This window comes from Heyndrickxia sp. FW510-T9, from assembly GCF_058781025.1.
The window spans coordinates 171572-197264 of sequence record NZ_JBYSWK010000001.1 but is presented as its reverse complement, the minus strand read 5'-3'; the positions used below and the strand labels follow the sequence as shown (position 1 = coordinate 197264).

At 34.4% G+C, this 25693-nt stretch carries 30 protein-coding genes; all 30 read right to left on the bottom strand.

Annotated features, from left to right (window positions below; translation table 11 throughout):
* Window positions 1–41 precede the first annotated feature (41 nt).
* The 30 genes from AC3WJF_RS00985 to fliG all read right to left on the bottom strand — a co-directional run bounded on the left by AC3WJF_RS00985 (window position 42) and on the right by fliG (window position 25686).
* Complete coding sequence (locus AC3WJF_RS00985) at window positions 42–575, bottom strand: hypothetical protein (RefSeq protein ID WP_492449210.1); 534 nt, start codon at window positions 573–575, stop codon at window positions 42–44.
* 9 nt (window positions 576–584) lie between these two features.
* Window positions 585–902 carry a hypothetical protein gene (locus tag AC3WJF_RS00980; protein WP_492449208.1) on the bottom strand — a complete coding sequence of 106 codons (318 nt, stop codon included), beginning with the start codon at window positions 900–902 and terminating at the stop codon, window positions 585–587.
* A 19-nt stretch (window positions 903–921) separates the two neighbouring features.
* A complete protein-coding gene (locus tag AC3WJF_RS00975; RefSeq protein WP_492449207.1) occupies window positions 922–1686 on the bottom strand; it encodes a FliA/WhiG family RNA polymerase sigma factor in 765 nt (254 codons plus the stop codon).
* Window positions 1687–1736: 50 nt separating this feature from the next.
* Window positions 1737–2228, bottom strand: coding sequence for a chemotaxis protein CheD (locus AC3WJF_RS00970; protein ID WP_492449205.1), 492 nt, complete (start codon window positions 2226–2228; stop codon window positions 1737–1739).
* Complete coding sequence (locus tag AC3WJF_RS00965; protein WP_492449203.1) at window positions 2221–2862, bottom strand: chemotaxis protein CheC; 642 nt, start codon at window positions 2860–2862, stop codon at window positions 2221–2223. Before AC3WJF_RS00965 ends, AC3WJF_RS00970 begins: the two co-directional genes overlap by 8 nt.
* Window positions 2863–3045: 183 nt before the next feature.
* Window positions 3046–3492 carry a chemotaxis protein CheW gene (locus AC3WJF_RS00960; protein ID WP_492449201.1) on the bottom strand — a complete coding sequence of 149 codons (447 nt, stop codon included), beginning with the start codon at window positions 3490–3492 and terminating at the stop codon, window positions 3046–3048.
* Window positions 3493–3748: 256 nt separating this feature from the next.
* Window positions 3749–5779 (bottom strand): chemotaxis protein CheW, encoded by a 2031-nt coding sequence (locus AC3WJF_RS00955; protein ID WP_492449199.1) that lies wholly within the window; start codon window positions 5777–5779, stop codon window positions 3749–3751.
* Window positions 5780–5793: 14 nt separating this feature from the next.
* A complete protein-coding gene (locus AC3WJF_RS00950) occupies window positions 5794–6864 on the bottom strand; it encodes a protein-glutamate methylesterase/protein-glutamine glutaminase (RefSeq protein ID WP_492449198.1) in 1071 nt (356 codons plus the stop codon).
* Window positions 6864–7739 carry a MinD/ParA family protein gene (locus AC3WJF_RS00945; protein WP_492449196.1) on the bottom strand — a complete coding sequence of 292 codons (876 nt, stop codon included), beginning with the start codon at window positions 7737–7739 and terminating at the stop codon, window positions 6864–6866. Before AC3WJF_RS00945 ends, AC3WJF_RS00950 begins: the two co-directional genes overlap by 1 nt.
* A complete protein-coding gene (flhF, locus tag AC3WJF_RS00940) occupies window positions 7736–8884 on the bottom strand; it encodes a flagellar biosynthesis GTPase FlhF (protein WP_492449194.1) in 1149 nt (382 codons plus the stop codon). The genes AC3WJF_RS00945 and flhF overlap by 4 nt, the downstream gene beginning before the upstream one ends.
* Entirely contained in the window at window positions 8881–10917 is a 2037-nt protein-coding gene (gene flhA, locus AC3WJF_RS00935; protein WP_492449193.1) for a flagellar biosynthesis protein FlhA, read from the bottom strand. Before flhA ends, flhF begins: the two co-directional genes overlap by 4 nt.
* A gap of 52 nt (window positions 10918–10969) precedes the next feature.
* Complete coding sequence (gene flhB, locus AC3WJF_RS00930) at window positions 10970–12052, bottom strand: flagellar biosynthesis protein FlhB (RefSeq protein ID WP_492449191.1); 1083 nt, start codon at window positions 12050–12052, stop codon at window positions 10970–10972.
* Window positions 12049–12825, bottom strand: a complete 777-nt coding sequence (gene fliR / locus AC3WJF_RS00925) for a flagellar biosynthetic protein FliR (protein WP_492449190.1) — start codon at window positions 12823–12825, stop codon at window positions 12049–12051. Before fliR ends, flhB begins: the two co-directional genes overlap by 4 nt.
* Window positions 12826–12829: 4 nt before the next feature.
* On the bottom strand, window positions 12830–13087 hold the full coding sequence (gene fliQ / locus AC3WJF_RS00920; protein WP_492449291.1) for a flagellar biosynthesis protein FliQ: 258 nt from the start codon (window positions 13085–13087) through the stop codon (window positions 12830–12832).
* A 26-nt stretch (window positions 13088–13113) separates the two neighbouring features.
* Window positions 13114–13779, bottom strand: coding sequence for a flagellar type III secretion system pore protein FliP (gene fliP, locus AC3WJF_RS00915; RefSeq protein WP_492449189.1), 666 nt, complete (start codon window positions 13777–13779; stop codon window positions 13114–13116).
* Window positions 13772–14440 (bottom strand): flagellar biosynthetic protein FliO, encoded by a 669-nt coding sequence (locus AC3WJF_RS00910; protein ID WP_492449188.1) that lies wholly within the window; start codon window positions 14438–14440, stop codon window positions 13772–13774. The genes fliP and AC3WJF_RS00910 overlap by 8 nt, the downstream gene beginning before the upstream one ends.
* Window positions 14441–14464: 24 nt before the next feature.
* Window positions 14465–14827 (bottom strand): response regulator, encoded by a 363-nt coding sequence (locus AC3WJF_RS00905; RefSeq protein WP_492449187.1) that lies wholly within the window; start codon window positions 14825–14827, stop codon window positions 14465–14467.
* A 20-nt stretch (window positions 14828–14847) separates the two neighbouring features.
* Window positions 14848–16032 carry a flagellar motor switch phosphatase FliY gene (gene fliY / locus AC3WJF_RS00900; RefSeq protein WP_492449185.1) on the bottom strand — a complete coding sequence of 395 codons (1185 nt, stop codon included), beginning with the start codon at window positions 16030–16032 and terminating at the stop codon, window positions 14848–14850.
* The gene (gene fliM, locus AC3WJF_RS00895; protein WP_492449184.1) at window positions 16016–17014 is read right to left on the bottom strand and encodes a flagellar motor switch protein FliM; all 999 of its coding nucleotides are present in this window, start codon (window positions 17012–17014) and stop codon (window positions 16016–16018) included. Before fliM ends, fliY begins: the two co-directional genes overlap by 17 nt.
* Before the next feature lie 202 nt (window positions 17015–17216).
* Entirely contained in the window at window positions 17217–17630 is a 414-nt protein-coding gene (gene fliL, locus AC3WJF_RS00890; RefSeq protein WP_492449182.1) for a flagellar basal body-associated protein FliL, read from the bottom strand.
* 1 nt (window position 17631) lies between these two features.
* Entirely contained in the window at window positions 17632–17853 is a 222-nt protein-coding gene (locus AC3WJF_RS00885) for a flagellar FlbD family protein (protein WP_492449181.1), read from the bottom strand.
* A 48-nt stretch (window positions 17854–17901) separates the two neighbouring features.
* Entirely contained in the window at window positions 17902–19098 is a 1197-nt protein-coding gene (flgF, locus tag AC3WJF_RS00880) for a flagellar basal-body rod protein FlgF (RefSeq protein WP_492449179.1), read from the bottom strand.
* A gap of 105 nt (window positions 19099–19203) precedes the next feature.
* Window positions 19204–19599 (bottom strand): TIGR02530 family flagellar biosynthesis protein, encoded by a 396-nt coding sequence (locus AC3WJF_RS00875; RefSeq protein ID WP_492449177.1) that lies wholly within the window; start codon window positions 19597–19599, stop codon window positions 19204–19206.
* 14 nt (window positions 19600–19613) lie between these two features.
* Window positions 19614–20258: a flagellar hook assembly protein FlgD gene (gene flgD, locus AC3WJF_RS00870; RefSeq protein WP_492449176.1), complete on the bottom strand. Its 645-nt coding sequence runs from the start codon at window positions 20256–20258 to the stop codon at window positions 19614–19616.
* A 9-nt stretch (window positions 20259–20267) separates the two neighbouring features.
* Window positions 20268–21527: a flagellar hook-length control protein FliK gene (locus AC3WJF_RS00865; protein WP_492449174.1), complete on the bottom strand. Its 1260-nt coding sequence runs from the start codon at window positions 21525–21527 to the stop codon at window positions 20268–20270.
* Window positions 21528–21556: 29 nt separating this feature from the next.
* Entirely contained in the window at window positions 21557–22144 is a 588-nt protein-coding gene (locus tag AC3WJF_RS00860; protein ID WP_492449173.1) for a MotE family protein, read from the bottom strand.
* A 15-nt stretch (window positions 22145–22159) separates the two neighbouring features.
* Window positions 22160–22600 carry a flagellar export protein FliJ gene (gene fliJ, locus AC3WJF_RS00855; protein ID WP_492449171.1) on the bottom strand — a complete coding sequence of 147 codons (441 nt, stop codon included), beginning with the start codon at window positions 22598–22600 and terminating at the stop codon, window positions 22160–22162.
* Window positions 22601–22605: 5 nt separating this feature from the next.
* On the bottom strand, window positions 22606–23922 hold the full coding sequence (gene fliI / locus AC3WJF_RS00850) for a flagellar protein export ATPase FliI (RefSeq protein WP_492449170.1): 1317 nt from the start codon (window positions 23920–23922) through the stop codon (window positions 22606–22608).
* A complete protein-coding gene (gene fliH / locus AC3WJF_RS00845; protein ID WP_492449168.1) occupies window positions 23919–24680 on the bottom strand; it encodes a flagellar assembly protein FliH in 762 nt (253 codons plus the stop codon). Before fliH ends, fliI begins: the two co-directional genes overlap by 4 nt.
* Window positions 24673–25686, bottom strand: coding sequence for a flagellar motor switch protein FliG (gene fliG / locus AC3WJF_RS00840; protein ID WP_492449167.1), 1014 nt, complete (start codon window positions 25684–25686; stop codon window positions 24673–24675). Before fliG ends, fliH begins: the two co-directional genes overlap by 8 nt.
* Window positions 25687–25693: the final 7 nt, after the last annotated feature.

Genomic DNA, 25693 nt, shown 5'->3' with positions numbered 1-25693 from the left:
AAAATAATATAACATAATTCCATTTTTTATTCAAGAAAATCTTACATTTTTTGACGAAATTTCAGCAGCAACTCAATCTCAGTCTTTCCTTTATGGAGCTTGCTGGCAATTTGTTCAATGGACAAGCCTTCCTTTTCTAAAAAAAGAACTTGTTTTTCTAGTGGTAATGTTGCAAAATCACTTTCTTGTGTTTCCTCCGTTGTTGCATCCTTTTTGGTCATTGCAGATTGATAAGTTTTTTCTGCATGATTTTTCATAAATGCTGTTAAAATAGGGGAATCATTTTTTTGCTCCATTTGGATCATGGACATATCCATTGAACACTCTTCATCGTCATCTAAAGTATTTTTTGTAGCTTGCTTACTTCCTAGGATTTGAACTCTTTTTATAAAATTCTCGTTTTCATCTCTCATTTCAATTAAATAGGATGAAAACATTTCTTCCATATCCTTTAATGCTTTTTTTTGGTCTTTTTCTATATGCAAAAGCCGATTCTGTCTCATATAAAGAATGATAATGGCGAATATTGCCACGATATTAATAATGATGGAGATAAATAAAATAAATGTAGTCATAATTTTCTCCTACCCGTTAAAATCAATATGATTACCTTTAAATGGGTGGTATTGTTGTAATTGTTTATTCATATGCTTTTCTCTTGGTTGCCTTTTACTTGCATTTTGCTCTTGGTGATTTTTTGAATCACCTTGATCTTTTAACATTGTTGGATCTTTTTGTTCCTGTTTCAGTACATGATGTCGCTTTTCAATTAATTCCTTCTCCATTTCTTGCATTGCATTTTCATTCAATACCTTACTTTCATGTTGAATATTTTGCATTATTTTTCCGGCATCATGTGTTCTTGGTAATGCGATTTGCAATTCAAGTGATTTAAGTTCCACGATACCCACCTCTTAGAATTTACATTTTCTTTTCCAAAATATTTTTCAATTTAAATAATGCTTTCGAATGAATTTGTGAAATTCTCGATGTGGATAAACTCATAATCTCGCCAATTTCTGTTAAAGTTAATTCTTCATGATAGAACAAGCTTAAAACCATCTGTTCCTTTTCAGATAAGGTTGAAATCACTTTAGTCAAATCTTGTACTTTCTCTTCATGAATTAAATATTCTTCTGGGCTAGGTATTTGGTCATCTTTAATGACAAAAGAATACGTTTCATTTTCTTCCTTTTCATGTGCTTGTTCGTCAACAGATAAAACATTTGCAAAAAATTGTTCGTTTAATGTTTGATAGACATCGTCCTCCGATGTCTGTAATTCCTCTGCAATCTCAGCTGCTGTAACATGCCTCATGTATTTTTGCTCTAATCGTTCTAAAATCGCTTCAATTTTTTTCGCTTTTTCCCTTGTACTTCTTGGTAGCCAATCCTCTTTTCTTAAGCCATCTAGAATAGCTCCACGAATTCTAAAGGAAGCGTATGTATCAAATTTCAAATCTCGAGCCCGATCGAATTTGTTTAATGCATCCAAAAGCCCTAGCATACCAAAGCTTTTCAGATCGTCCCTTGAAACACTACGAGGAAGTCCTACCGCAATCCTTTGAACATGATAATGAACTAAAGGCAAATATTTTTTTGCAAGAACATCACCAGCTTCTGTATTACGAGAACTTATCCATAATTCCCAATACTTTTGCTCTTCGATTGTTTCCGTCTTTGACATATGACCCCTCCTCGCAATTATTTAGAAAATGCTATACGATATTAGTCTTTCTAAATAACTTGAATTCCTTTATTGACCGATCTGATTTGTAATTGTAATGTTTTCGGGTCAAATTCTATTGTCCTCCCGGAATTACCACCTGTATCTTCTGAAAGTAATTCAATACCTTCTGTTTTTAAAGCCGTTTTTACCGCTTCGACATTACGTGGTCCAATTTTCATGAAATCATTGGAGGAGGAAAATGAAAACATCTGTGCTCCGCCTGCAATCTTTGCTTTTAAATGGAATTTTTTACAGCCTTCATTAATTAATTTTTCTGTAAGTTCCTTAATAGCAGTATCTGCAAACTTCGCTTTATTTATCTCATTTTTGGATTTAGCAATACTAGAATCCGGTAACATAATATGTGCTAATCCAGCCATTGCACAATAGGAATCATATATGATAACTCCAACACACGATCCTAGCCCTGTTGTTCTAATAGTATTTGGCGGGGATACAATATTCATATCCGCGATTCCGACCTTAACAACCTCACCCATGCAATCCCACTCCTAAAGCCTCAAAAATAGTTTGAAATGACTCCGGATTAGGAAGAAGAAAAAACTGACCATTCATTGTATGGTCGACATCATCTTGTTCTTCTGTAAGACTTGTATCAATGACAATAGCATAATCGCTCGTTTGTGAAAGTTCGATTAAGCCATGACTAATAATGGCACCGAACATATCTATACTTAACTCTGGAACAGATGGAAATAATTCAAGTTGTGTAAAGTCCGATAATGCAGTTAAATAAGCCCCCGCCAAAATATTCCCTAATTCCTGAAAAGCTGATAGACCTAATTCTGACATGTTTGGCTGGTTAAATGAAAATTTTGCATCTCCTGTCATTTGTCTAACGAATTTTTCACATTGCTGTAATGACAGAATAAAAAACATATACCCTGATGCATCACCTTCAATTCGAAGAAGCACACTCGCAACTACATTCTCTGAACCTCCTGCCATTTCCATCATTTCAGAGAAAGATTCGATACTAACTTTTGGAACATTCATATCAATTTTTTTATTTAATAGTATCGACAATGATGTTGCGGCGTGTGCAGCCCCAATATTCCCAATTTCCTTTAGAATATCTAAATGTACACTAGTGATTTTATCTTCTAAACCCATTGTATTCTTCCCCTAAAGCTGTTTTCGTATAAAATGTTGCTTTTCGTAATTTGTTTTACATCCTAAATTAGACTTAGTTACGGGGCATCTTTTCTTAAAAAGGAACTCCATACTTAAACCGAATGAGGAAATTTAGCAGATTTTCTTTTACAAAAGCAACAAAGTTTAAGAAAAGAGCCTCTCCTAATTTAGTGGACTTACTATTTTTTCTAAGCTCATGATCATTATTAATCTTTTATTAATATTAGCAACACTTGAAATAAATTCTGCTTTTATAGAATCCACTACTTCAGGCTGTGGCTCAATTGATTCCATTGGTATATCTAATACATCATTTGCACCATCAACCATTAAACCAACTTCAATATTATCCATTGCCACAATTATGATTCTTGTTTTTTCGGTAACTTCTATTTCACCTATACCTAACCGATTTTGTAAATCAATAATAGGAATGATCACACCACGTAAATTGATAACACCCATAATAAAAGAAGCTGTTCTTGGTACACGGGTAATATGTAATACCTTTTCAATCGCTCTTACTTGTTGTACAGGTATTGCATATTCATTACCTTTTAATTGGAATATAATCATTTTATTTTCTGTTTGTTCAAGTATTTCTACCATAAAATAACACTCCATTACAAACATTTTTTTGATTTTTTTCTGCGTCTAGCTCCAGCGCCTATCGGCTAGTGGATTTCTACGTCTCCTCCATACGATAAGTCAACATCAGGTGAAATTGGTACTTCAAATTTCACTCGGTGAAAATGGTAGTTCAATTTTCAATAGCTCGTGAACTACCTCAGCACGGTTTCCTTTATCTCAGTCGAAGACTACGAAATCCATACGCAGATGAGCAAGGCGCTTCCGCATTTGTCTTTTACTTAATCAATGCATTACAATCTACGATAAGTGCAACTTGACCATCACCTAGAATAGTAGCCCCAGAAATAGCGAAAACATCTAATAAATAATTTCCTAATGACTTAAGAACAATTTCTTGTTGTCCTATAAAAGAATCGACGACCAATGCGGCCATTTTTTCTGCTTTTCTAACTATTATCACCGAAGTATACTCACTCTCATCTTTTTGCCCTGATACTTCAAAAGTATCTTTTAAATAAACAAGAGGTACAACTTTTCCGCGGAAATCGATTACCTTTTGATTATGAGCTGTTAATATATCCGATTCTTTAATAATGGCAGTCTCAATAATTGATGATAATGGAATAGCAAACTTCTCTTTGCCAACCTCGACTAACATTACTGAAATAATTGAAAGTGTTAAAGGTAACTGAATGATAAATACGGAACCTGAACCTTCTATTGAATCAATTGTGATGGATCCACCAAGAGATTCTATCGTTGCTTTTACAACATCAAGACCTACCCCACGGCCAGAAATATCCGATATTTTGTCAGCTGTCGAAAATCCTGAAGATAGAATAAGTTCATATACTTGCTTATCAGACAAGGAATCAGCTTCTGTCTCATGAACAATCCCTTTAGAGACCGCTTTTTGTAAAACCTTTTCTCGATTTATGCCTGCACCATCATCTGAAATTTCAATAAACACATGATTTCCACTATGAAAAGCTTTCAACGTAATGGTACCATCTTCACTTTTCCCATTCTTTACTCTGACATCTGGTGTTTCTATACCATGGTCAAGTGCGTTTCGTAATAAATGAACTAAAGGATCGCCAATTTCGTCAATAACTGTTCGGTCAAGCTCTGTTTCAGCACCTATAATTTCTAGATTAATTTTTTTATGTAAATCTCTAGCAAGCTGTCTGACCATTTTAGGAAAACGATTAAATACTGTTTCTACAGGAACCATTCTCATATTTAAAATAATGTTTTGTAGATCACCGGAAATACGTGACATTCTTTCCACTGTTTCATGTAATTCAGAATTATTAAGGTCTTTTGAAATTTGTTCCAACCTTCCTCTATCAATCACTAGTTCTTCGAAAAGATTCATTAAAACATCTAATCTATCAATATTTACTCTGATGGTTTTGTTAGTATGACTTACTTGCTGCGTTACCTTTTTAGTACCTTCGGATTTTTTTTCTGCTGTACGTACCGGTTGTTTGATATCTTCATTTATTTCTATTACTTGTATATCTTTGTCAGCATGATGCTCTATACTTACAGGAGCTATGACTACATTTTCAACTTCAGATACCTTCATAACTTTTTGCTGAATATCATTCGTTGGTTCGTTTGTTATCAGTGTAATAGTGAAATGATTATCAAATTTCTCTTCCTCAAGCATTTCTACTGTTGGATTTGATTTGATAACTTCGCCACATTTCTCTAATACTTCAAAAACCATAAATACTCTAGCAGCTTTTAATAAACAATCTTCTCTTAGACCTACTGTTATTTCGTAGCATTCAAAACCTTGATCCTTCGATTGTCGAATAACCGTCTGTTCAAATTCATCATATTTCACTTTCAATTCCGGCGATTCTATCGCTAGTGCAGTTGCTACCTCTTGGAGCCCCGTACCTGCTTCAATGGATTCACCCTTTTCAATCTTTTGTAGCTGAACAATTACTTTACTTACATCCCTTTTTCCATCTCCACCAGTAGCAATTGACTCTATCATAATTTCTAAATCATCTACTGCAAGAAATACTACATCTAATATTTCTGGTGTGACAGAAATAATCCCATTTCTAATACCATCCAAAACATTTTCCATTATATGTGTTAAATTAGCTAAATCTTCATATCCCATTGTTGCTGACATACCTTTAAGGGTATGTGCGGAACGGAAAATTTCATTCACAATAGTTAAATCACTCGGATTTTTTTCAAGCAATAACAATTGTTCATTGCAGACTTGAAGATGCTCTTTACTTTCCTCAATAAACACTTCTAAATATTGGCTCAATTCCATATGTTCCACAACTCCTATGACAAATAGTTCATAACTGACTGCGATATATTTTCTAAATCTTCCACATCATCTACTAGATTAGTAGCAATAGCAGCTTTTGGCATTCCAAAGACAATACAACTGTTTTTTGATTCAGCGATTGTCTTAACATTTCCTTTTTTCTTTAATTCTACCAAACCTTGTGCACCATCTGAACCCATTCCTGTCATAATAATAGCAATTTTATCATAATTCGACAAAATACTAATAGAATTAAACATGACATCTACAGCAGGTCTATGCCCATTTAAAGGCGGTGCCTGGTTTAGGCTAATGACAATGTTCGTTCCAAGCTGTTTTACTTGTAAGTGAAAGTCTCCAGGTGCTATATATGCTGTTCCTTTCCTTATTATTTCTCCATCTTCTGCCTCTTTTACATGGATTTGACTCAATGTGTTTAAACGATTTGCTAATGATTTAGTGAAACCAGCAGGCATATGTTGCACAATTAATATTGGAGCATCTAAGGTTTCCGGAAAGCTTGTCAATAGTTTTTGCAATGCACGTGGTCCACCGGTTGATATGCCAACGCAAATTAATTTATTTCTTCTTCGACCCCAATCTTTTATTATCCGTTTTTCTGTCACAATATCTGCTGTTCTTTTAGACTGCTTCGTATCAATCGGAATGCGAAGTTTTTGGATGTTTACAATGCTTGCAGCTTTTACTTTTTGAATTAAGTCGTCTTTAACTTTTTCAAGATCAAGCGAAATAGTTCCCGATGGTTTCGTTACAAAGTCGATGGCCCCATTCTGCATGGCCAGCATCGTATTTTCTGTACCCAATTTGGTAGTACTCGATAACATAACAACAGGAGTAGGATAATCCTCCATAATTTTCTGTAATGCCTGTATCCCGTCCATTATAGGCATTTCGATATCAAGAGTGATAACATTTGGACGGAATTTCTTTACCTTTTCAATCGCATCTTGACCATTTCTAGATGTACCAACCACTTCAATTTTGGGATCACTGTCTAATATATCGGTAATTAGTTTTCGCATAAATGCAGAGTCATCTACTACAAGTACTTTAATTATCTCCATTATCGACCCTGCCTTTCAAAAAAGAAATTTCGGAACTTCCGGATAAAGCGATTATTTGAACCAGACTGTATGTGTGTGCTTTCATTATTACCCAAATATTGTCTAACTATATTTTCAAGTCTTAATGAAATACTAGCAGTTGGAAATGCTTGATAAAAAGGAACCTGAAGTTTCACAGCCTTCCTGACATGTTGATCTTCAAGTAATACACCTAAAAGTTGTATATCCTTGTTCAGAAACCTATTTACTGCTAGCTTTAATCTCTCTAATGTATATAAGCCCTCTTTTTCTTTTTCTGCACGATTACAGATTAGATAAAATTGATTTGCCTGATGCTCCATACTAATGTATTTCATCATCGAGTAGGCGTCTGTTATAGAGGTTGGTTCAGGTGTAGTCACTACCACAATATCATCAACAGATAATAGAATTTGCAAATTAGAGTTAGTCGCTCCTGCACCCATATCAAAAATGATAAAATCATAAAGATGCTGTAGATACTCAAGTCCTTCTATTAATCTAGACACCATAGAGTCGTCCAATTCAATAATATTCGAGAATCCATTCCCTGCTGAAATATATGAAACATTGTTAGGTCCTTGATATATAATTTCCTGCAAAGAGATATCTTGAAACAAAAAATCAGAAATAGATTTATTAGCTTCTGTCCCTAAAAGAACATGTATGTTTCCCATGCCAATATCGAAGTCAAATAATAAAACTTTTTTACCTTTTTTCGCTAATAACAAAGCTATATTAATAGAAATATTCGATTTCCCTACTCCACCTTTACCACTTACCACCGCTATTGTTTTCGCTGAATTACTGTATTTATTTTTTAATTTCTCTCGTAGTTTTTCGGCTTGATCTTTCATTTGTTTTTACCTTCAAGTAAATGTTTTACGATAATTCTAGATGTTGCCACTTCGATATCATCAGGAACATCTTGTCCATATGTTAAAAATGCCGCACTTTTTTGGTATTCGATCATTATATTTAGCATGGAACCGTAAGTGATGGTTTCATCCAATTTTGTGAAAATAAAATGATCAATCTCGATTGATTGAAAACTTTCGATAATCGATTTAATATCCTCTTCTTTCATTGTTAAGCTGAGAGTTAGAAAAGTATCCATTTCTTTTCTAAAATCAATTACCTTTTTAAGTTCTTCCACATATTGCACTTCACGATAGTTCCTTCCAGCTGTATCAATAAAAATAAGATCATAGTATTGAAATTTATCGAGTGCTTTATGAAAGTCTGCTAGATTATAGACAACTTCTACGGGAACATTTAATAAATTTGCATACGTTTTTAACTGTTCAATAGCTGCAATTCGATACGTATCCGTTGTGATAAAAGCAACTTTTTTTTGTTTTTCAATGACAGCATTTGCTGCCATTTTAGCTAAAGTAGTTGTTTTACCTACTCCAGTTGGGCCTACTAAATTTATATATTTTTTGGTTTCAGATATCTCTCCATTATGAAAAGGTATAAGCAATTCCTCTAAATATGCCTTTCCCCAAGAAAATACATCCGTTTGCTTTGGATCGTCCCCAAATATACGCCATTTTTGCAATAAATTATCAGCACATTGTTGAATATATTTTTGACCAATCCCCTGCTTTTCTAGTATCTGCAGGAAATTTTGAATCGAAACTGGGAAATGTTCAAAGGTAGCTATTCTCGGTTTTGATGATAATTCTTCTACCATTTTTTTTAGATCAAGAATCTCTTTTTGAATTCCGTTTCCATTTACTTTTTCATCCTCTATATCAACATCTACTGTTAGAACATTCTGGTGCTTAACCTGATCAATCTTTTTTTGCTTTACTTGGATATTACGAGGTTCTGGATCAATGGCCGCAATTACTTCAAATTGCTTTTTCCTAAATAATCCTATAAACCCACCTGTATGTGTGACTTTTGAATTTAAAATAACCGCATGATCACCCAATTCTGCACGAATTTGTTTCATTGCTTCCGTCATATTAGCGGCAATATATTTTTTTACCTTCATTCTATATTCACTACCCCTATACTTTGGACTTCAACATTTGCTTCTAATTCGTTATAAGAAAGGATTGGAACTTGTGGAAAATAACGTTCGGTTACTTGACGCACATACATTCGTACTGCAGGTGAACAAAGGATGATGGGTTGAACACCAATGGAAGACTGCTGTTCCACTTGTTTTGCAATGGCCTCTAGCATATTTTGAGAATCATTTGGATCAATCGCTAAAAAATTGCCATGCTCTGTTTGTTGAACACCGTCCGCTATCATTTTTTCAATTCTTCCTGATAAAGTAATAACTTTCAAAGTATTTCCATTCTCAGCAAATTGATGAGTAATTTGTCTTGCCAGTGCTTGTCTCACATATTCCGTTAATAAATCAGTATCAGATGACATTTTCCCAAAGTCAGCCAAAGTTTCGAAAATAATCGTTAAATTTCTTATCGAAACATGTTCTTTTAATAGTTTCTGCAGAACCTTTTGTATTTCTCCAACAGATAATGGATTTGGAGTTACTTCTTCTACAAGGATTGGGAATGTCTCTTTCACATGATCAATTAACTGTTTTGTTTCTTGTCTACCTAATAATTCAAATGCATTCGTTCTTAGGATTTCCGTAATATGTGTCGAAACAACTGATGGAGGGTCCACAACGGTATATCCAAAAATCTCCGCTTGTTCCTTTGCTGCATCTGTTATCCACTTTGCCGGCAATCCAAAGGACGGTTCAATCGTATCAATTCCTTCCACCCTATCATCATCCATACCAGGACTCATTGCTAAGTAATGATCAAGCAATAATTCACCTCGTCCTATTTCATTCCCTTTGATTTTCAAGCGATATTCGTTCGGTTCGAGTTGAATATTATCCCTTATTCTGACAACTGGAATCACAATCCCTAATTCGAGAGCCAACTGTCTTCTAATCATAACGATGCGGTCTAATAAATCCCCACCTTGATTTGTATCTGCAAGAGGTATTAAACCATAACCAAACTCAAATTCTATAGGGTCGATATTTAGAAGATTAATGACACTTTCAGGACTTTTCATTTCATCCGATTGGATGACTTCTTCCATTTCGCTTATCTCTTCTTCATTTTGTTTCGGTACACGGGAAAGTCGAAATGCTGCTATAGCTAAACTACCTGCAATTGGCATCGTTAACAAATTATTAATCGGAGTTGCAATACCAAGGATAAAAATGGTAGCAGCTGCTATATAAAGCATTTTAGGGAAAGCTAATAATTGCGAGATAACGTCCTTTCCAAGGTTTCCATCGGATGCGGCACGTGTAACAACAATACCTGTTGCTGTTGAAATTAGTAATGCAGGCACCTGGCTAACGATACCGTCACCAACTGTAAGTAATGAAAAACGTTGTGCAGCTTCCGCTATTCCGAGGCCTTGTTGAGTCATACCAATAATAATTCCAAAGATTAAATTGATGGCAACGATAATAATACTAGCAATTGCATCACCTTTAACAAATTTACTAGCACCATCCATAGCGCCATAAAAATCAGCTTCACGACCAACTTTTTCTCTTCTTTGCCTAGCTTCTTGGTCGGAAATCATCCCTGCATTTAAATCCGCATCAATACTCATTTGCTTACCTGGCATTGCATCGAGAGTAAATCTGGCAGCAACTTCTGAAACACGTTCAGATCCTTTTGTGATTACGATAAACTGAATAATAATTAAGATTAAAAATACAACTAGACCAACTAAAATATTTCCGCCGACTACAAAGGTACCAAATGTTTCAACAACACTTCCTGCATCACCCTTAGTTAATATCGCTCTCGTTGTTGAAATATTGAGTGACAATCGGAATAATGTTAATAGTAATAATAATGAAGGGAATACTGAAAATTGCAAGGGCTCTTTCATATTCATAGAAGTCAATAATACGAGGAGAGCAAGAGAAATATTAATCAAAATTAATACACTTAATAACCATGTTGGAAAAGGTATAATCAACATAGCTACGACTAATATTACACTTATGAGTACAGACAATTCTCTTGCTGCCATTTTGTTTCCCCCTAGCTTTTAAGCCTTATCAATCTTTTTTCTTTTAATTGAACTAGATTTTATTTTTCATACGGTATACATATGCTAATATTTCAGCAACAGCTTTAAAGAACTCTTCAGGGATGGTATCCCCAATTTCTACTTGATCATATAAGGACCTTGCTAGCGGCCGATTTTCAATCATCGTGATTTCATGTTCACCAGCAATCATTTTGATTTTTTGTGCGACAAAATCTACACCTTTTGCAATGACGAAAGGGGCTTCTCTTTCGTTCTCATCATATTTTAAACATATAGCATAATGGGTTGGGTTCGTAATAATTACATCTGCCTTTGGAACTTCTTGCATCATCCTTCGCATTGCCATTTCCCGCTGCCTTTGTTTAATTTTAGATTTAATTAAAGGGTCTCCTTCAGAATTTTTATACTCATCTTTAATATCTTGCTTCGACATCCTTAGATTTTTTTCATGATCAAAGCGTTGATAAAGATAATCAAGAAAAGCTAAAAATAATAGTGCGATAGATGCCGCAAAACCCATTTGGAGAGCTAGGCTTCCTATTACAGACAAGGAGTCCCCTAACGATTTGAAAGACAAACTTAATACATCGTCCATTCTTCGCCATAATACAATAAATGTTACGGTACCAACGAATACAATTTTCAATACCGATTTCATCAGTTCTATAATCGCTCTCATAGAAAAAATTCGTTTAAATCCTTTAATGGGATTTAATTTTTCTATTTTTGGTTGGATTGTTTCGGTTGAAAAGATAAAACCAATTTGAGCAAAATTTGAAAATACCCCGGCAATCAACGCAACTGCCAATACTGGTCCAACAATAAATGCGACTTCTTTTAAAAGTTCGATCATTATTTTATGTAAGTTACTCTCCGTCAGATCCATTAGCATGTAATCTTGAAAAGAATGACGAAGAATTCCAAAAAGATGATTTCCAATTAATGACGTTCCGAATGATAAAAACAAAAAAATAGCTAATAATCCAATTGCTGTATTAATATCTTGACTTTTAGCAACTTGACCCTTTTTTTTAGCATCATGCCGTTTCTTTGGCGTTGCTTTTTCCGTTTTGTCACCAGCAAAAAATTGCAAATCCAAACGAATCCAATTCATGGTGATCCCCCAATTATTTTCATAAGGTCTCTCATCGTATAAAACATATATCCAAATAATTGTTGACACACCGCAAAAATAACTCCAATTACAACGACAATCACAATAAAGCTTACTCCTATTTTAATAGGAAAACCAACTACAAAAATATTAAGCTGCGGCACTGTTCTAGCAACAATCCCCAAAGCTACATCTACTAAAAACAATGTTGCAACGACAGGAATCGACATTTGAAAAGCAATAATGAACATCTTGCTGAATGTTTTAATAATAAATTCAGCCAAATTTGGATCACCATAAGGAATCATTTTATCCATCGGGATAAAATCATAACTATAGAAAATTCCATCTAAGATAAGATGGTGACCATTCAATGAAAGTAAAAGTAAAATTGCAAAACTATATAAATATTGGCCAATCAACGGACTTTGAGTGCCTGTCATAGGATCTAATACATTGGCAATCGAGAAACCCATTTGAAAATCGATGAATCCTCCTGCTATTTGAACAGCTGAAACGATTAAATAGGCTATAAAACCAATAAAAAGTCCTACCATTGCTTCTTTAATAATTAATAAAAAATACTTTCCATCAATTACATATGGATGGGCATCAATTGAATAATACATTAACCAAGCTAAAATTACTGCAAAGCCAATACGATGCATTGCTGGAATCGTTCGATAAGAGAATACAGGCATTATGACAAAAAAAGCGGATACCCTCATAAATATTAATAAAAAAATCGAAAAGGAAGGAATAAGGTTTTCCATTTTTCTATCCTATATACCTAGTTAAATTTGAAAGAATATCAGTTGCATATGATAATATATGACTAAGCATCCATGGTCCAAAAAAGACTATTCCGATTAAAACTGCTACAATTTTTGGAACAAAGGCAAGCGTTTGTTCTTGAATTTGGGTTGTTGCTTGAAAAATACTGACGATTAATCCAATTAAAAGGGCTATGATCAATAATGGTCCAACCGTTATGAGTGTAGTATATATTCCCTTTTCCGCTATAGAAACAACCATTTCTTGACTCAAATTATTCACCTACTTTAAAAACTTTGTAACAATGATTTGACGACTAAATACCAGCCATCTACAAGCACAAACAATAATATCTTAAAGGGGAGTGAGATCATAACTGGCGGTAACATCATCATCCCCATGGACATTAAAACACTTGCGACCACCATATCGATCACTAGAAACGGAATAAAAATCATAAAGCCAATTTGAAAAGCTGTTTTTATTTCACTTATCGCAAAGGCTGGGACAAGTGCTGTTATAGGAATATCCTCGATCTTTTGTGGTTGCTTAGCATGTGAGTAATCGAGAAAAAGTTGTAAGTCTTTTTGTCTAGTATATTTACTCATAAATTCCTTAAAAGGAACAGAAGCCTTGTCATAAGCTTGCTCTAACGTAATTTTATCATTAAATAGTGGCGTTAATGCTTGATCATTTACTTGATGAAAGGTTGGTGCCATAATAAAAAATGTCAAAAACAAGGATAAACCGATAATAACCTGATTTGGAGGCATTTGCTGAGTTCCAAGTGATGTCCTCACGAAAGATAACACAATAACAATCCGAGTAAAGGAAGTCATTAAAATTAGAATGCCCGGTGCTAAAGAAAGTACTGTTAAAAGCAGAAATAATTTTACAGCAGTTGAAACCTGCTCAGGTGAACTATTATTAAAGTAACTCATAAACTCATTCATCTGAATTATTCTCCTTCTTGTCGAACTCTCTCATCATGTGCTTTCTTTCCTTTTTAATATTTAATAACTGCTCTTTTAGTAAACTCTGAAACGATGACTGTGATATTTCCCCATTCTTTTTAAAACCATTTAAACTTTTTGAAATTTTACTAATGATATCTCTTGGTTCTACGGCATTTTCCATCTGCTCATCGTATTGCTTTATAAAATCATCAATCTCTTGTTGATCGTCAATTTCCTTTAATAAGCGGATTTCTTCGCCGACTCCCAAAATTAAAATTCGATTACCGGCTTTGACAATCTGTAATGAACGATTTCCACCGAGCGGAGTGCCTCCAAAATTTTGTACATAGCGATTATGTTGATATGATCGACTCTTTTTACTAACAAATTTCAATAAATAATATAATAATCCAATAACAAGAATAAGTGCGAAAATCATTTTTGTTACATCCCAGATAGATATAACAGGACTGCCTGAATCAGCCTTTGTTTGATTGTTCTTTTCTGTATTAATAGTACTTTTTTGATTATGTTGGTCTTTGTCATTCGGAAACATTTGATCTACATACGTTGTCTCTGCATGGACAGTTTGATATTGTCCATACAGAGGAATGAAAAGAAAGATTACCATCAATATTTTTAATGTTCTTCTAAGCAATCTGTAAACACCTTCTTCGTTGCATTAAGACAACGTTTTTTGAATAGCTTCGATTACTCGATCCGCTTGGAATGGTTTTACAATAAAATCCTTTGCACCAGCTTGGATTGCATCGATAACCATTGCTTGTTGACCCATTGCAGAGCACATAATGACCTTTGCATTTGGATCCACACTTTTAATTTCCTTTAATGCAGAAATCCCATCCATTTCAGGCATCGTAATGTCCATTGTCACAAGATCTGGTTTTAACTCTTTAAATTTTTCAACGGCTTGTGCACCATCCGCTGCTTCACCGACTACATCAAATCCATTTTTCGTTAAAATATCTTTTACCATCATTCTCATAAATGCTGCGTCATCTACGATTAGTATTCTATTTGCCATTTACTTTTCCCCCACTTAGCTTATCTTAATTTTTTGATTCGATCTGATTGACTTACAATTTCTGTAATTCGAACACCAAAATTTTCATCAATTACAACAACTTCGCCTTGAGCGATAAGCTGATTATTTAATAGAATATCGACTGGTTCACCAGCAAGCTTATCCAATTCTATTATAGAACCTGAACCTAGTTCAAGAATATCTTTGACAGTTCTTTTTGTCCGCCCCAATTCAACCGATACTTGAAGCGGAATATCCAATAACATGTTAAGATTTTTTGTTTCTGGTATTTGCACAGGAACTTCTTGAAAACTAGAAAAAACAGCTGGCTGAACATTAATATTAGTTTGTGATTTTTCTTTTTCCCGACTAGTTGTTGGTACATAAGAGTGACTTGATTCCACTGGATTTTGCATAGATTGTTGATAATCAGTGTGTCCAGTAGATCCTAGCATTTCCTGATTCATTGTTGGCTGGCTACTTGTTTCAGCCTGTTGAGTTCCAATAGATTTCCCTTGCCCTTCATTATTCATTAAGTCATAGACTAAACTTTTCGCAAAATCTAATGGAATAACCTGCATAATGGATGAATCAATTAATGAACCAATTCTTAATCGAAACGAAATTTTCACTAGCAAATCTTGATTTGGAAGCGTTTCTGTTCCTGATCCAACTGCGAAATCTATTATATCAACAACTGGTGGTGAAATATCAACACGTTTATTAAATACGGTGGACATAGATGTTGCAGCTGAACCCATCATTTGATTCATTGCTTCCTGAACAGCGCTTAGTTGAATTTCATCCATCATTTCTTCGAGATTTTCACCCGTTCCACCTAGCATCAAATCCGCAATAATCGCAGCATCCGATTGTTTTATTACTAACAGATTCATTCCAGTAAATCCTTCTGTATACCTTACTTGGATGGCAACATGGGGATGTGGAAATTCATCCTTTAGATCTTCCCTTTTAATAATGGATACTTCCGGTGTGGTAATGTCAACCTTTTGGGATAGCAGTGTGGAGAGTGCTGTTGCAGAACTTCCGAATGAAATATTACCAATTTCACCAAGTGCATCAGTCTCCATTAAGGATAAATAATCTTCAACGATAATCTCATTATCAATTCCACTATCGTCAGCAGTTCCTTTTAATAGAGCATCTATTTCCTCTTGAGATAGCATATTAGTCATTGTCGTCATCCCCCCCTTTTAATACTTCAAGTATTTGAATAGCCATTCTTTTCCCTACGATACCAGGCTGTCCTAAAAACTTTGAGTTTCCTTCAATATTAATTTTGATTGGATCATCAATCTTTTGAACAAGAGGGATAGTATCTCCTTGGTCAAGATTTAAAAAATCCTCAATGGTAATTTCAGATGAACCTAATTGTGCAATTAATGGAATAGAGGCATTTCTTAATTTCTTTTCCATTAACTCTGTTTCAATTGGTTCTTTTTCTTTATTGTTTGTTTGCATCCAATAATGGACGGAAAGCTTTGGAATTATCGGCTCTAGAGCAACATGCGGAATACATAAATTAATCATTCCGGTTGTATCCCCTATTGTCGTGTTCATTGAGATGACCACAACGGTTTCATTAGGTGATACCATTTGCAAAAATTGTGGATTTACTTCAAATTCTGCAAGGAAGGGTTCAACATTCACCATATTCGCCCATGCCTCTTGATAATTCTCAAATGCTCTTTCAAAGAGATTAGACATAATTCTTTTCTCGATTTCCGTTAGATTATCTATTTTATTTACGCTTGTTCCTTTTCCACCCATAACTCGGTCCATCATAGCATAAGCAATATTAGGATTAATCTCCATTAATATTCTACCTTCTAATGGTGGAACCTCAAAAACATTTAATATAGTCATTTTCGGTATCGAGCGAATAAACTCTTCATATGGAATTTGATCGGCAGATGCAACACTAATTTGGACATATGTTCTTAATTGTGCTGAAAAGACCGTTGTTAATAATCTCGCAAAATTTTCATGGATCCTAGTTAAACTTCTAATCTGATCCTTTGAAAACCGCAATGCTCTTTTAAAGTCATAAACTTTCACCTTTTTTGCTTCTTCCTCTTTCTTTATATCTTCGGCATTCATCTCACCAGTTGAAAGAGCAGAGAGCAAAGCGTCTATTTCATTCTGTGATAATACTTCAGCTGACAATATTCCCACCTCCTTTATGAAGGGCTCTTTTCTTATACTTTGTTGCTTTTGTAAAAGAACATCTTATAAACTCTTTTGTTCTAATTGGGAATAATTTCCTTTTTAAGAAAAGATGCCCAGGCACTAAAACAACTATTGAATTTATAACAATTACGAAAAGCAATAATCTATCCGAAACAACCTCATGTGTACACTCCATGATTTATTGAATAACATAAGAGGTGATATATACATTTACAATCTTACCATCTTGCATAGCTTTAGATATTTTATCTTTTAGGGTATTTCTTAATTTATCTTTTCCACTTTGGCCAGATAAATCATTAGAGCTCATTTCTGATAATTGATCAATAATAATATTTTTCACTTGAAAATCTCTTTTTGCCAATTCTGCTTCAGCTTTTTTGCTATTTGTCTCGATCTTAAAGGCTATTTTAATAAAGTTATTACTCTTTAAATTCGTTGTAATTTCAGGAACATCTACCGATTGCTTAAGAACTTCATCAATGGAAGGTGCTTGATTAGCACTTTTATGATCTAATTTATAAATAATAATAATTGCAACTGCTCCTGCTAATAAGATTACTAAAAGAAGTACGACCATTGTGGTCAGCATTTTATTTTTCATCCACTTCACCCGCCATATTTATTCTTCCTAGCATATTTATAGATTTATAGAATATTAGTATTTGTTCCTGTATTTGTTCTTCATTTTCTAGCACAACAAATTTATGACCATTCGTTAAAGTAATCGTTGTATCGGGAAAGGATTCTATAGTTTCGACATATATTGCATTAATTTGAAATTTTTTACCATTTAATCGTGTAACTGTAATCACTTTTATATCAGGACTAAGGGACTAGCCTCAGTCCTGTCCCTCCCTATCTTAATGTTTTAAATTTACAAGTTCTTGTAAAATCTCATCAGAAGTGGTAATAATTCTTGTATTTGCTTGGAATCCACGTTGTGCAACGATCATTTCAGTGAATTCTTCAGAAAGGTCTACGTTGGACATTTCTAGGGCACCAGAAGCGATCGAACCACGCCCATTACCAGCAGTATTAATATTGGATGTACCTGAGTTAACGCTCGCCATGAAGGTGTTACTACCAGCTTTTTGCAAACCAGCTGGATTACTGAATTTTGCAATTGCAAGAGTTCCTAGTGACATATTTTGGCCGTTTGAGAATACACCATTAATTACACCATCAGATCCAATATTGAAGCTTTCAATTGATCCTTGCAGATTGCCATTTGGATTTCCCATTGCGGTAAGACCTTCATCACTATTGTTTGTCAAATTATTTGTCAATTTTATTCCTGTTAGTGGTGTTCCATCCGCTAAAGTTAAATCAATTGTGTTACCTGGACCTAAATTACTTAAAGTACTAGGAGGAGTAAAAGTAATTGTTTTTGCAGTAGTATCATCTGTTGCTGCGCTGTCTTTGAATGTAATGGTCCAGTCAGAGCTTCCATCAGTTGTATCTTTTTCAATTTTCATATTGAAAACATGACTAACTCCTTTAGAATCTACAATCTCTATTTGTTGAGTATTACTAGTTTCTCCACTAGCATCGCTCGGTAAATTTCCAATTAAGTTTATAGTGTCTGTTTGTTTCGAAGGAACCATAGAATTTACGTTAATCGTAATATCCTTTAATACTCCATTTACATATTGTTGAACTTTATATCCATCACTATTTACAAGTGTACCATTAGCATCTAAATAAAAATTACCAGCACGTGTATAAAGTGTTTGATTTCCTTGCTTTACAACAAAATATCCATCTCCATCAATGGCCAAATCTAGTGGACGCCCTGTTGTTTGTAAGCTAGATTGAGTATCAACTATATCAATAGATGCTAAAGATGAACCAAGTCCAACTTGCATTGGATTCTTACCACCTAGATTTCCTGATGCTGCACTTGCACCTGAGATTGTTTGACTCATAGTGTCTTTAAAAGTAACACGACCTTTTTTAAAGCCGTAAGTATTTACGTTAGCAATATTGTTACCAATTACGTCTAATTTTGTTTGGAAGTTTTTCATTCCACTAATACCTGAATACATTGAACGTAGCATTATTTATTTCCCCTTTCATCTATCTTTTCTTTTAATTTTCCTTAGAGTCATTTGGCTAACTGCTTCCATCAATCCACAGTTTCAGCTTCCAATTAGGTCCAGCTGTTATTCAACAATTATGGCTCCAGAAATATTCGTAAAGATTTGCGAGCTTGCTTCATTCTTGTTCATTGCTGTAATGACAGTTTGATTTTTGGCATTCACAATAAATGCAGCGTTCTTTGTTATAACTAATGAATCATTGATCCCTTTTTGTTTTGCTTCATTTACTTTGTCTGCAATTTTATCCCAAAGTAGAGGATCAATCTTTATTCCTCTTTGTTCCATTCTAATTTTTGCATGTTTACTAATGGTTAATTCTTGGGAATTCCCTTTTAATGCTTCATTAAAATGTTGAGAAAAAGGCGATTCAACTTTTGATTCTTGTTTATTATAATTTGGTACAGGATTTCTTGACGTAACTGGTTGTAATGGAACCTGATGTATATAGGACTTAACCATTCAACCACATCCTTTTAATTTTCGATATTTTCGATTTTTGTTAAATTTGATGACTTGATTTTTTCACCATTATCTAATTCTAACCAAGTACTACCATCTTTTAATGAAACAGATTGAACGATTGCGGAAACCTCTTGATTTTGATCATCTAGCCAAGTAACTTTTTTTCCTATTAAATAACTAGCTTGTACCAAGGAATTATCTTTCGACTGAGTGTTAACCTGAGAAATGTTTCCAGCATCTATCTCTGTTCCATCGTCTAAAATAAACTTTGGTGCACCGTTTACAAATTTCACGCCTGTTACAACTCCTGATCCATGAGTAATAGTTGACTGCCCATTCGAATCACTGCTTGATGTCAATTTGTCCCAAGTAATTTCTTTTCCAACAAATTGAGTATAATTAACTAATTGGGTTTCGGTTTGAGAATCTAACATAGATTGCATCGCTTGATTCATATTCGTCATCTGTTCAAGAGAAGAAAAAGTAGCCATTTGTGCAATAAAATCTTTATCTTGTAATGGATTCATAGGATCTTGGTTTTGTAATTGAACAATTAATATTTTTAGAAAGTCATCTTTCCCTAAAATATCTGATCCCGTTTTCCGATCACTTTGTTTATTTGTATACATCAAACTTGGATCTATCGTATTCCCCATGTTTATCACCTATACTATTTTTTCTAGTAGACTTTCACTTAATAGATTTAAGAATTGTGTGTCCTTCTCATCTTCCTTTTCTTTCTCTGGTGCCTGTCTTTCTTGATTAGAAGATTGTTGTCTAGGATCTTGATGTTCAAATTTTTGTGCATCGGTTTGGCCATAAACGACATCAATTTTATCCACCTGGATATTTTGCATTGAAAATGCATTTCTCAATTGATGCATTTCGGAATCCAGTAAATCTTTTGCTGCGCCGCTACTTGCAATCATTTTTGCTGTTATGTTCCCTTTATCCTGGAGCAATTCGATCCTAATTGAACCTAAGTTTTCAGGATATAGTTTAATAAATAATTTATTTGTCCCGCCCTGACCAGTTGTTAGCTGTGACTTCGCAAGAATATTGGTGAAGTCCTTGACAAATTCACTATAATTAGGTGTAGAATCTTGTCCTTTTCCTACATGAAGGATAAACTGTTCTGTTTTGGAAATTGGATTCATAAGATTTGATGCAACATTTTCTTGTACTGGAACATCAGACTTTTTCACTTCCGGTTCTGTAGTTAATACTTCTTGTTGATTTTTTACTAATGTAGTAAATGTATTTTGCAGTATTAAATTCCGAGTTTGTGTTGTATTGTTTTTTAACAATGCTTCTATCTTTGTAGTAATATTTTTTATACTATCTTTTAATGTTGCTAATTGATTTATATCACCCATTGATAAATCAACTGTATTTGCAAGCATTTCGACAGCTTTTACATTTTTCGCTAGAGTTAGAAGCTGATTTCCGTTTAATTGTTTGAAAGTTTCTGCTGGTAACTTTGTTAGACTTGAAGCTAAATCTGTCATTCCCTCTAGATTATTGCCTTGATCCAGCATTTTTTTCGCATCATTAAGTTGTGTAATAATTTGTGGAACGTTTGAAAATAGGCCTAAAAGGCTATCGATTAAGGAATTTAGTTGATCTTTCGACTCTTCCTTTGTTATCCCTAACAAATTGCTTACTTGCTCATCACTTATTTTTTCATTAATTGTAAAGTCTGGTTCATTTGAAACTGGAAAACCGTCTTTTAATATCTTCAACATTTGGTTCAATGCTTCTGTTAGATTTCCAAGCATACTACTATTCTCACTTTGACCAACATTACTATTTTGAGCCATTAGTAAGCTAGAAAAAGTATTATTGTTTTCTAATGTTTGTGAAAGCATCTTTCCTGCATTTACTGACGATGAAATAGCACCAAGTCCGAGCATAGCTACATTCATTGTTTCACCTCCTTTCAAATACAATAGACTTAATTAGAATTTCCACCAAGCATTTCGGTATACTTTGCTGCTCTATCAGCAGGCATTTTTTCAAGAATATTGGCTAATGATTCGGAGCTTAATTTTGATAATATTTTTAGTGCGTTTTCATCTTTCATTTGTAAGATGATCGGAGCAGCACTTTTTGGATTCATTGATTCGTATGAGCTGATTATCTCACTAAATTTTTTTGTACTTTGTGCTTGTGACTTTTGCAAGCTGTCAATTTGATCTTGAAGCCTTTTTTGCTCTAGCTGCAATTGCTCTTTTTCATTATCCTCACTATCTAATTGTTTCTGCAGATTTTCAATTTGTGTATTTTTGTTCTCTATTTCTGCATTTAAGCTGATAATTTTATCCTCATCTGCTTTTGAACTACTAGATAAGCTATTGTTGGATGATAAAATATGTGTTTTTACACCTAATTCCTTCGCTTTTTCGAAAACGTTTATACCAGCAACCGTTGAAACAATTAACGCGATGACAATCGCAAATAATAAAGGAATTACAATGACATATATAAACCATAAAAATTTACTGCCTGATTTTTCTTCCATTAATGTTTCTTCTTTTGCCATACAATCACCTAGTTTCTAAGTTCGATGAAAATATTGGAGAGTAGAAATTTCATCTGTTTGTTTATCCTCTTCCATCTTTTGAAGCTCAATAAACTTTTCATAGTCTTTTATTTTTATTTTTTCATATTTTTTCACTTCTACATTTTTTTCTAGCAGCTGTGTTTGGCACCAATTCATACGGTTCCTTGCATTCAAGACAAGCTCCTGATAATAAGAAATGGATTTATCCATATTTACAATGAAACGTTGATAATGCCTGATTTCTTGAACAGAAAAACCGGATTGTAATTTATTTGCCTGAAATTGTTCAAGATCCTCTTTTTTCTTTAGTAAACGATACAACTCTTGTGCTACCTCTTCAAAGGTTCTAACAGAATTTTGATAAACGGATAATGCTTCTTCTTTTTCACGTTCTTTCACTGTTAATACCTTTTCAAATTTGTAATGATACTTCAAGTTATTCACCGTTCCCCGGCAAGATTTATAATAGAAGCTATACTTTCATTCATCGTGATTTTTTCGTCTGTTCGCTGTTTTAAAAACTCTATAATCTTAGGATACATATCAATCGCTATATCTATTTCATTAGAACTTCCGCGTTTATAAGCCCCTATGTTAATGAGATCTTCTGCATTTAAATATGTACTCAAATAATCCCGTATTTTTTCAGCAGATTGTTTATGTATATCCGAAACGAGATGATTCATTAATCGGCTTACACTTTTTAGAATGTTTATGGCAGGATATTGACCTTTATTTGCTAGTGAACGATCTAGAACAAAATGCCCATCCAAAATCCCGCGCACCGTATCTGCAATTGGCTCATTCATATCATCTCCGTCTACCAAAACCGTATAAATTCCCGTTATTGTGCCGTTTTGATTTGTACCAGTTCGTTCCAATAATTTTGGTAGTATTGAAAACACTGATGGAGTATATCCTTTTGTTGCCGGAGGTTCTCCAACTGCTAATCCAACTTCACGTTGCGCCATCGCAACACGGGTAACGGAGTCCATCATAAACATAACATTTAGACCTTTATCACGAAAATATTCAGCAATTGCTGTAGCTGTAAATGCCCCTTTTATTCTCATTAATGCTGGTTGATCGGAAGTTGCACATATTACTATCGACCTTGCTAATCCTTCTGGCCCAAGATCACGTTCAATAAATTCTCTGACCTCACGCCCACGTTCGCCAATTAGAGCAATCACATTTAAATCCGCTTTTGTATTCCGAGCGATCATGCCAAGTAATGTACTTTTACCAACACCACTACCTGCAAATATCCCGACTCTCTGGCCTTTTCCAACCGTGAGAAGGCTATCGATGGCACGAACCCCAAGCTCGATTTCTTCTGCAATAGGTGGACGAGTTAATGGATTTGGTGGTGCTTTTTCAGTAGGTATGGCTTGTAATCCTTTTGGTAATGGTGATTCATCAAGTGGGGAGCCTAGTGAATCAATTACTTTCCCAATTAATGAATTCCCTACCTTTATTTCTAAGGAACGACCAGTTCCTTCGACGAGACTACCGGGTGAAATTTCTTGGATATCTGTATATGGCATAAGGATCACGTTTTCACCTTTAAAGCCAACAACCTCTGCCATAATTTTTCGACCTTGTCTTTTTCCGCCTACATGAATAAAACACACTTCTCCAATAGAGCTTTCCGGTCCAATAGATTCAATCATGAGTCCAACGACACGATTTACTTTTCCAAAGCGTTTATATGTTTCTAAATTTGAAATAAGAGGCAAAAGATCTATCGCTTTCATCCATGGACACCTTCCAAAAGTTCGAATAATTTTTCGCGCAACATTTGGAGCTGACTATCAATACTAACATCGATCCGTCCATTTTCCGTTTCAATAAAACATTGATTTTCGATTAATTGCTCATCTCCAAATATGTAGCAATTTGTTTGACCTAGCAAAATTGCATCTAATTCGTCTTTACGAGAAAGGAGCATCTGATATTTTGATGGATGAACAATAACTTTTATTTCTTGATTTTCCTTTACTTCCTTGATAGCTTGTCTCACAAGTGGGATGAATTTCTCAGGATCCGAGTGTATTGTCTCTTGTAATATTTTCTCCGCAGAAACAACTCCTAAATCTAATATCACTTTTTCGGATTCCTCAATATGCTTTACATATTCATGTTTCGTACTTTCAACCATTTGATTTGCCTCATTGATCAAGGATCGATATTCTTCATAACCTTGGTTTCTCCCCTCAAGAAGCCCTTCTTCAAATCCGGATTTTTTTGCATTTTCAACTAAAAGTTGCTTTTCCTGAACCCAACTTGATCTTTCTTGTTCTATTTGTTCTCGTAAAGATTTAGCTTGTAATTCAGCATTTTGAATAATTTCTTCGCCTTTATGTTGAAATTGAGTAAGAAATTTTTGCTTTTCTATTTCCAAAATGGAATTTTGCTCATTTTGGTCTGTATTATCTGCTATATAAATTTCTTTCACACCAATTATTTTTCCAGGAAGTTCATCTTTACTAAAAGATTTAATGACTTTAGACAATGATGTCATCCCCTCCACCACGAGCAATGATGATTTCACCTGAATCTTCTAATCTCCTAATAATAGTTACAATACGTGATTGTGCCTCTTCCACGTCTCTTAAACGTACTGGACCCATATATTGCATTTCATCTTTAAAAGATTCGACCATTCGTGCTGACATATTTCGAAATACGATATCCTTAACTTCTTCACTTGAAACTTTAAGTGATAATAATAGGTCTTCATTATCAGATTCGCGGATAACTCTTTGAATAGAACGATTATCGAGTGTAACAATATCTTCGAATACGAACATCCGCTTTTTAATTTCCTCTGCAAGTTCTGGATCTTGAATCTCCAACGAATCTAGGATAGTCTTTTCCGTAGAACGATCGACGCCGTTTAATACTTCTACTACAGCTTCGATACCTCCGGTTTGAGTATAGTCTTGCGTTACCGTTGAAGATAATTTCTGTTCTAAAATTACTTCTACTTCACTAATTATTTCAGGAGATGTGCGGTCCATAATAGCTATTCGCCTTGCAATATCTGCTTGTACATCTTGTTGTAACTCCGATAATATTTGACCTGCCTTTTCAGGTTCTAAATAAGATAGAATCAGTGCAATAGTTTGCGGATGCTCATTTTGAATAAAATTCAATATTTGTGATGGATCCGCCCTTCTAGCGAAATCAAACGGTTTTACTTGTAATGATGATGTTAAACGATTAATAATTGTAGCTGCTTGTTCTGTACCTAACGCCTTCTCTAGTACTGTTTTTGCATAACCAATCCCGCCCTGTGAGATGTAATCCTGCGCTAAAGCAATATTATGAAACTCATCTAATATTTCTTCTTTAGTTTCCGATGCAACTTTTTTAACACCGGAAATTTCTAAGGTTAGCTTTTCTATCTCTTCTTCAGTTAAATGCTTATAAACAGATGCCGATACATCTGGGCCCAAAGAAATAAGAAGGATAGCAGCTTTTTGTTTCCCTGACAAACCTTTTTCTCTAATTGCCATTACCTTC

Bases quoted from the DNA above. Each gene is read 5' to 3' on its own strand.
- AC3WJF_RS00985 (WP_492449210.1), bottom strand. From the start codon at position 575: ATGACTACATTTATTTTATTTATCTCCATCATTATTAATATCGTGGCA.
- AC3WJF_RS00975 (WP_492449207.1), bottom strand. From the start codon at position 1,686: ATGTCAAAGACGGAAACAATCGAAGAGCAAAAGTATTGGGAATTATGG.
- AC3WJF_RS00970 (WP_492449205.1), bottom strand. From the start codon at position 2,228: ATGGGTGAGGTTGTTAAGGTCGGAATCGCGGATATGAATATTGTATCC.
- AC3WJF_RS00965 (WP_492449203.1), bottom strand. From the start codon at position 2,862: ATGGGTTTAGAAGATAAAATCACTAGTGTACATTTAGATATTCTAAAG.
- AC3WJF_RS00960 (WP_492449201.1), bottom strand. From the start codon at position 3,492: ATGGTAGAAATACTTGAACAAACAGAAAATAAAATGATTATATTCCAA.
- AC3WJF_RS00955 (WP_492449199.1), bottom strand. From the start codon at position 5,779: ATGGAATTGAGCCAATATTTAGAAGTGTTTATTGAGGAAAGTAAAGAG.
- AC3WJF_RS00950 (WP_492449198.1), bottom strand. From the start codon at position 6,864: ATGGAGATAATTAAAGTACTTGTAGTAGATGACTCTGCATTTATGCGA.
- AC3WJF_RS00945 (WP_492449196.1), bottom strand. From the start codon at position 7,739: ATGAAAGATCAAGCCGAAAAACTACGAGAGAAATTAAAAAATAAATAC.
- flhF (WP_492449194.1), bottom strand. From the start codon at position 8,884: ATGAAGGTAAAAAAATATATTGCCGCTAATATGACGGAAGCAATGAAA.
- flhA (WP_492449193.1), bottom strand. From the start codon at position 10,917: ATGGCAGCAAGAGAATTGTCTGTACTCATAAGTGTAATATTAGTCGTA.
- flhB (WP_492449191.1), bottom strand. From the start codon at position 12,052: ATGAATTGGATTCGTTTGGATTTGCAATTTTTTGCTGGTGACAAAACG.
- fliR (WP_492449190.1), bottom strand. From the start codon at position 12,825: ATGGAAAACCTTATTCCTTCCTTTTCGATTTTTTTATTAATATTTATG.
- fliQ (WP_492449291.1), bottom strand. From the start codon at position 13,087: ATGGTTGTTTCTATAGCGGAAAAGGGAATATATACTACACTCATAACG.
- fliP (WP_492449189.1), bottom strand. From the start codon at position 13,779: ATGAATGAGTTTATGAGTTACTTTAATAATAGTTCACCTGAGCAGGTT.
- AC3WJF_RS00905 (WP_492449187.1), bottom strand. From the start codon at position 14,827: ATGGCAAATAGAATACTAATCGTAGATGACGCAGCATTTATGAGAATG.
- fliY (WP_492449185.1), bottom strand. From the start codon at position 16,032: ATGACGACAATGACTAATATGCTATCTCAAGAGGAAATAGATGCTCTA.
- fliL (WP_492449182.1), bottom strand. From the start codon at position 17,630: ATGCTGACCACAATGGTCGTACTTCTTTTAGTAATCTTATTAGCAGGA.
- flgF (WP_492449179.1), bottom strand. From the start codon at position 19,098: ATGCTACGTTCAATGTATTCAGGTATTAGTGGAATGAAAAACTTCCAA.
- AC3WJF_RS00875 (WP_492449177.1), bottom strand. From the start codon at position 19,599: ATGGTTAAGTCCTATATACATCAGGTTCCATTACAACCAGTTACGTCA.
- flgD (WP_492449176.1), bottom strand. From the start codon at position 20,258: ATGGGGAATACGATAGATCCAAGTTTGATGTATACAAATAAACAAAGT.
- AC3WJF_RS00865 (WP_492449174.1), bottom strand. From the start codon at position 21,527: ATGAATGTAGCTATGCTCGGACTTGGTGCTATTTCATCGTCAGTAAAT.
- AC3WJF_RS00860 (WP_492449173.1), bottom strand. From the start codon at position 22,144: ATGGCAAAAGAAGAAACATTAATGGAAGAAAAATCAGGCAGTAAATTT.
- fliI (WP_492449170.1), bottom strand. From the start codon at position 23,922: ATGAAAGCGATAGATCTTTTGCCTCTTATTTCAAATTTAGAAACATAT.
- fliG (WP_492449167.1), bottom strand. From the start codon at position 25,686: ATGGCAATTAGAGAAAAAGGTTTGTCAGGGAAACAAAAAGCTGCTATC.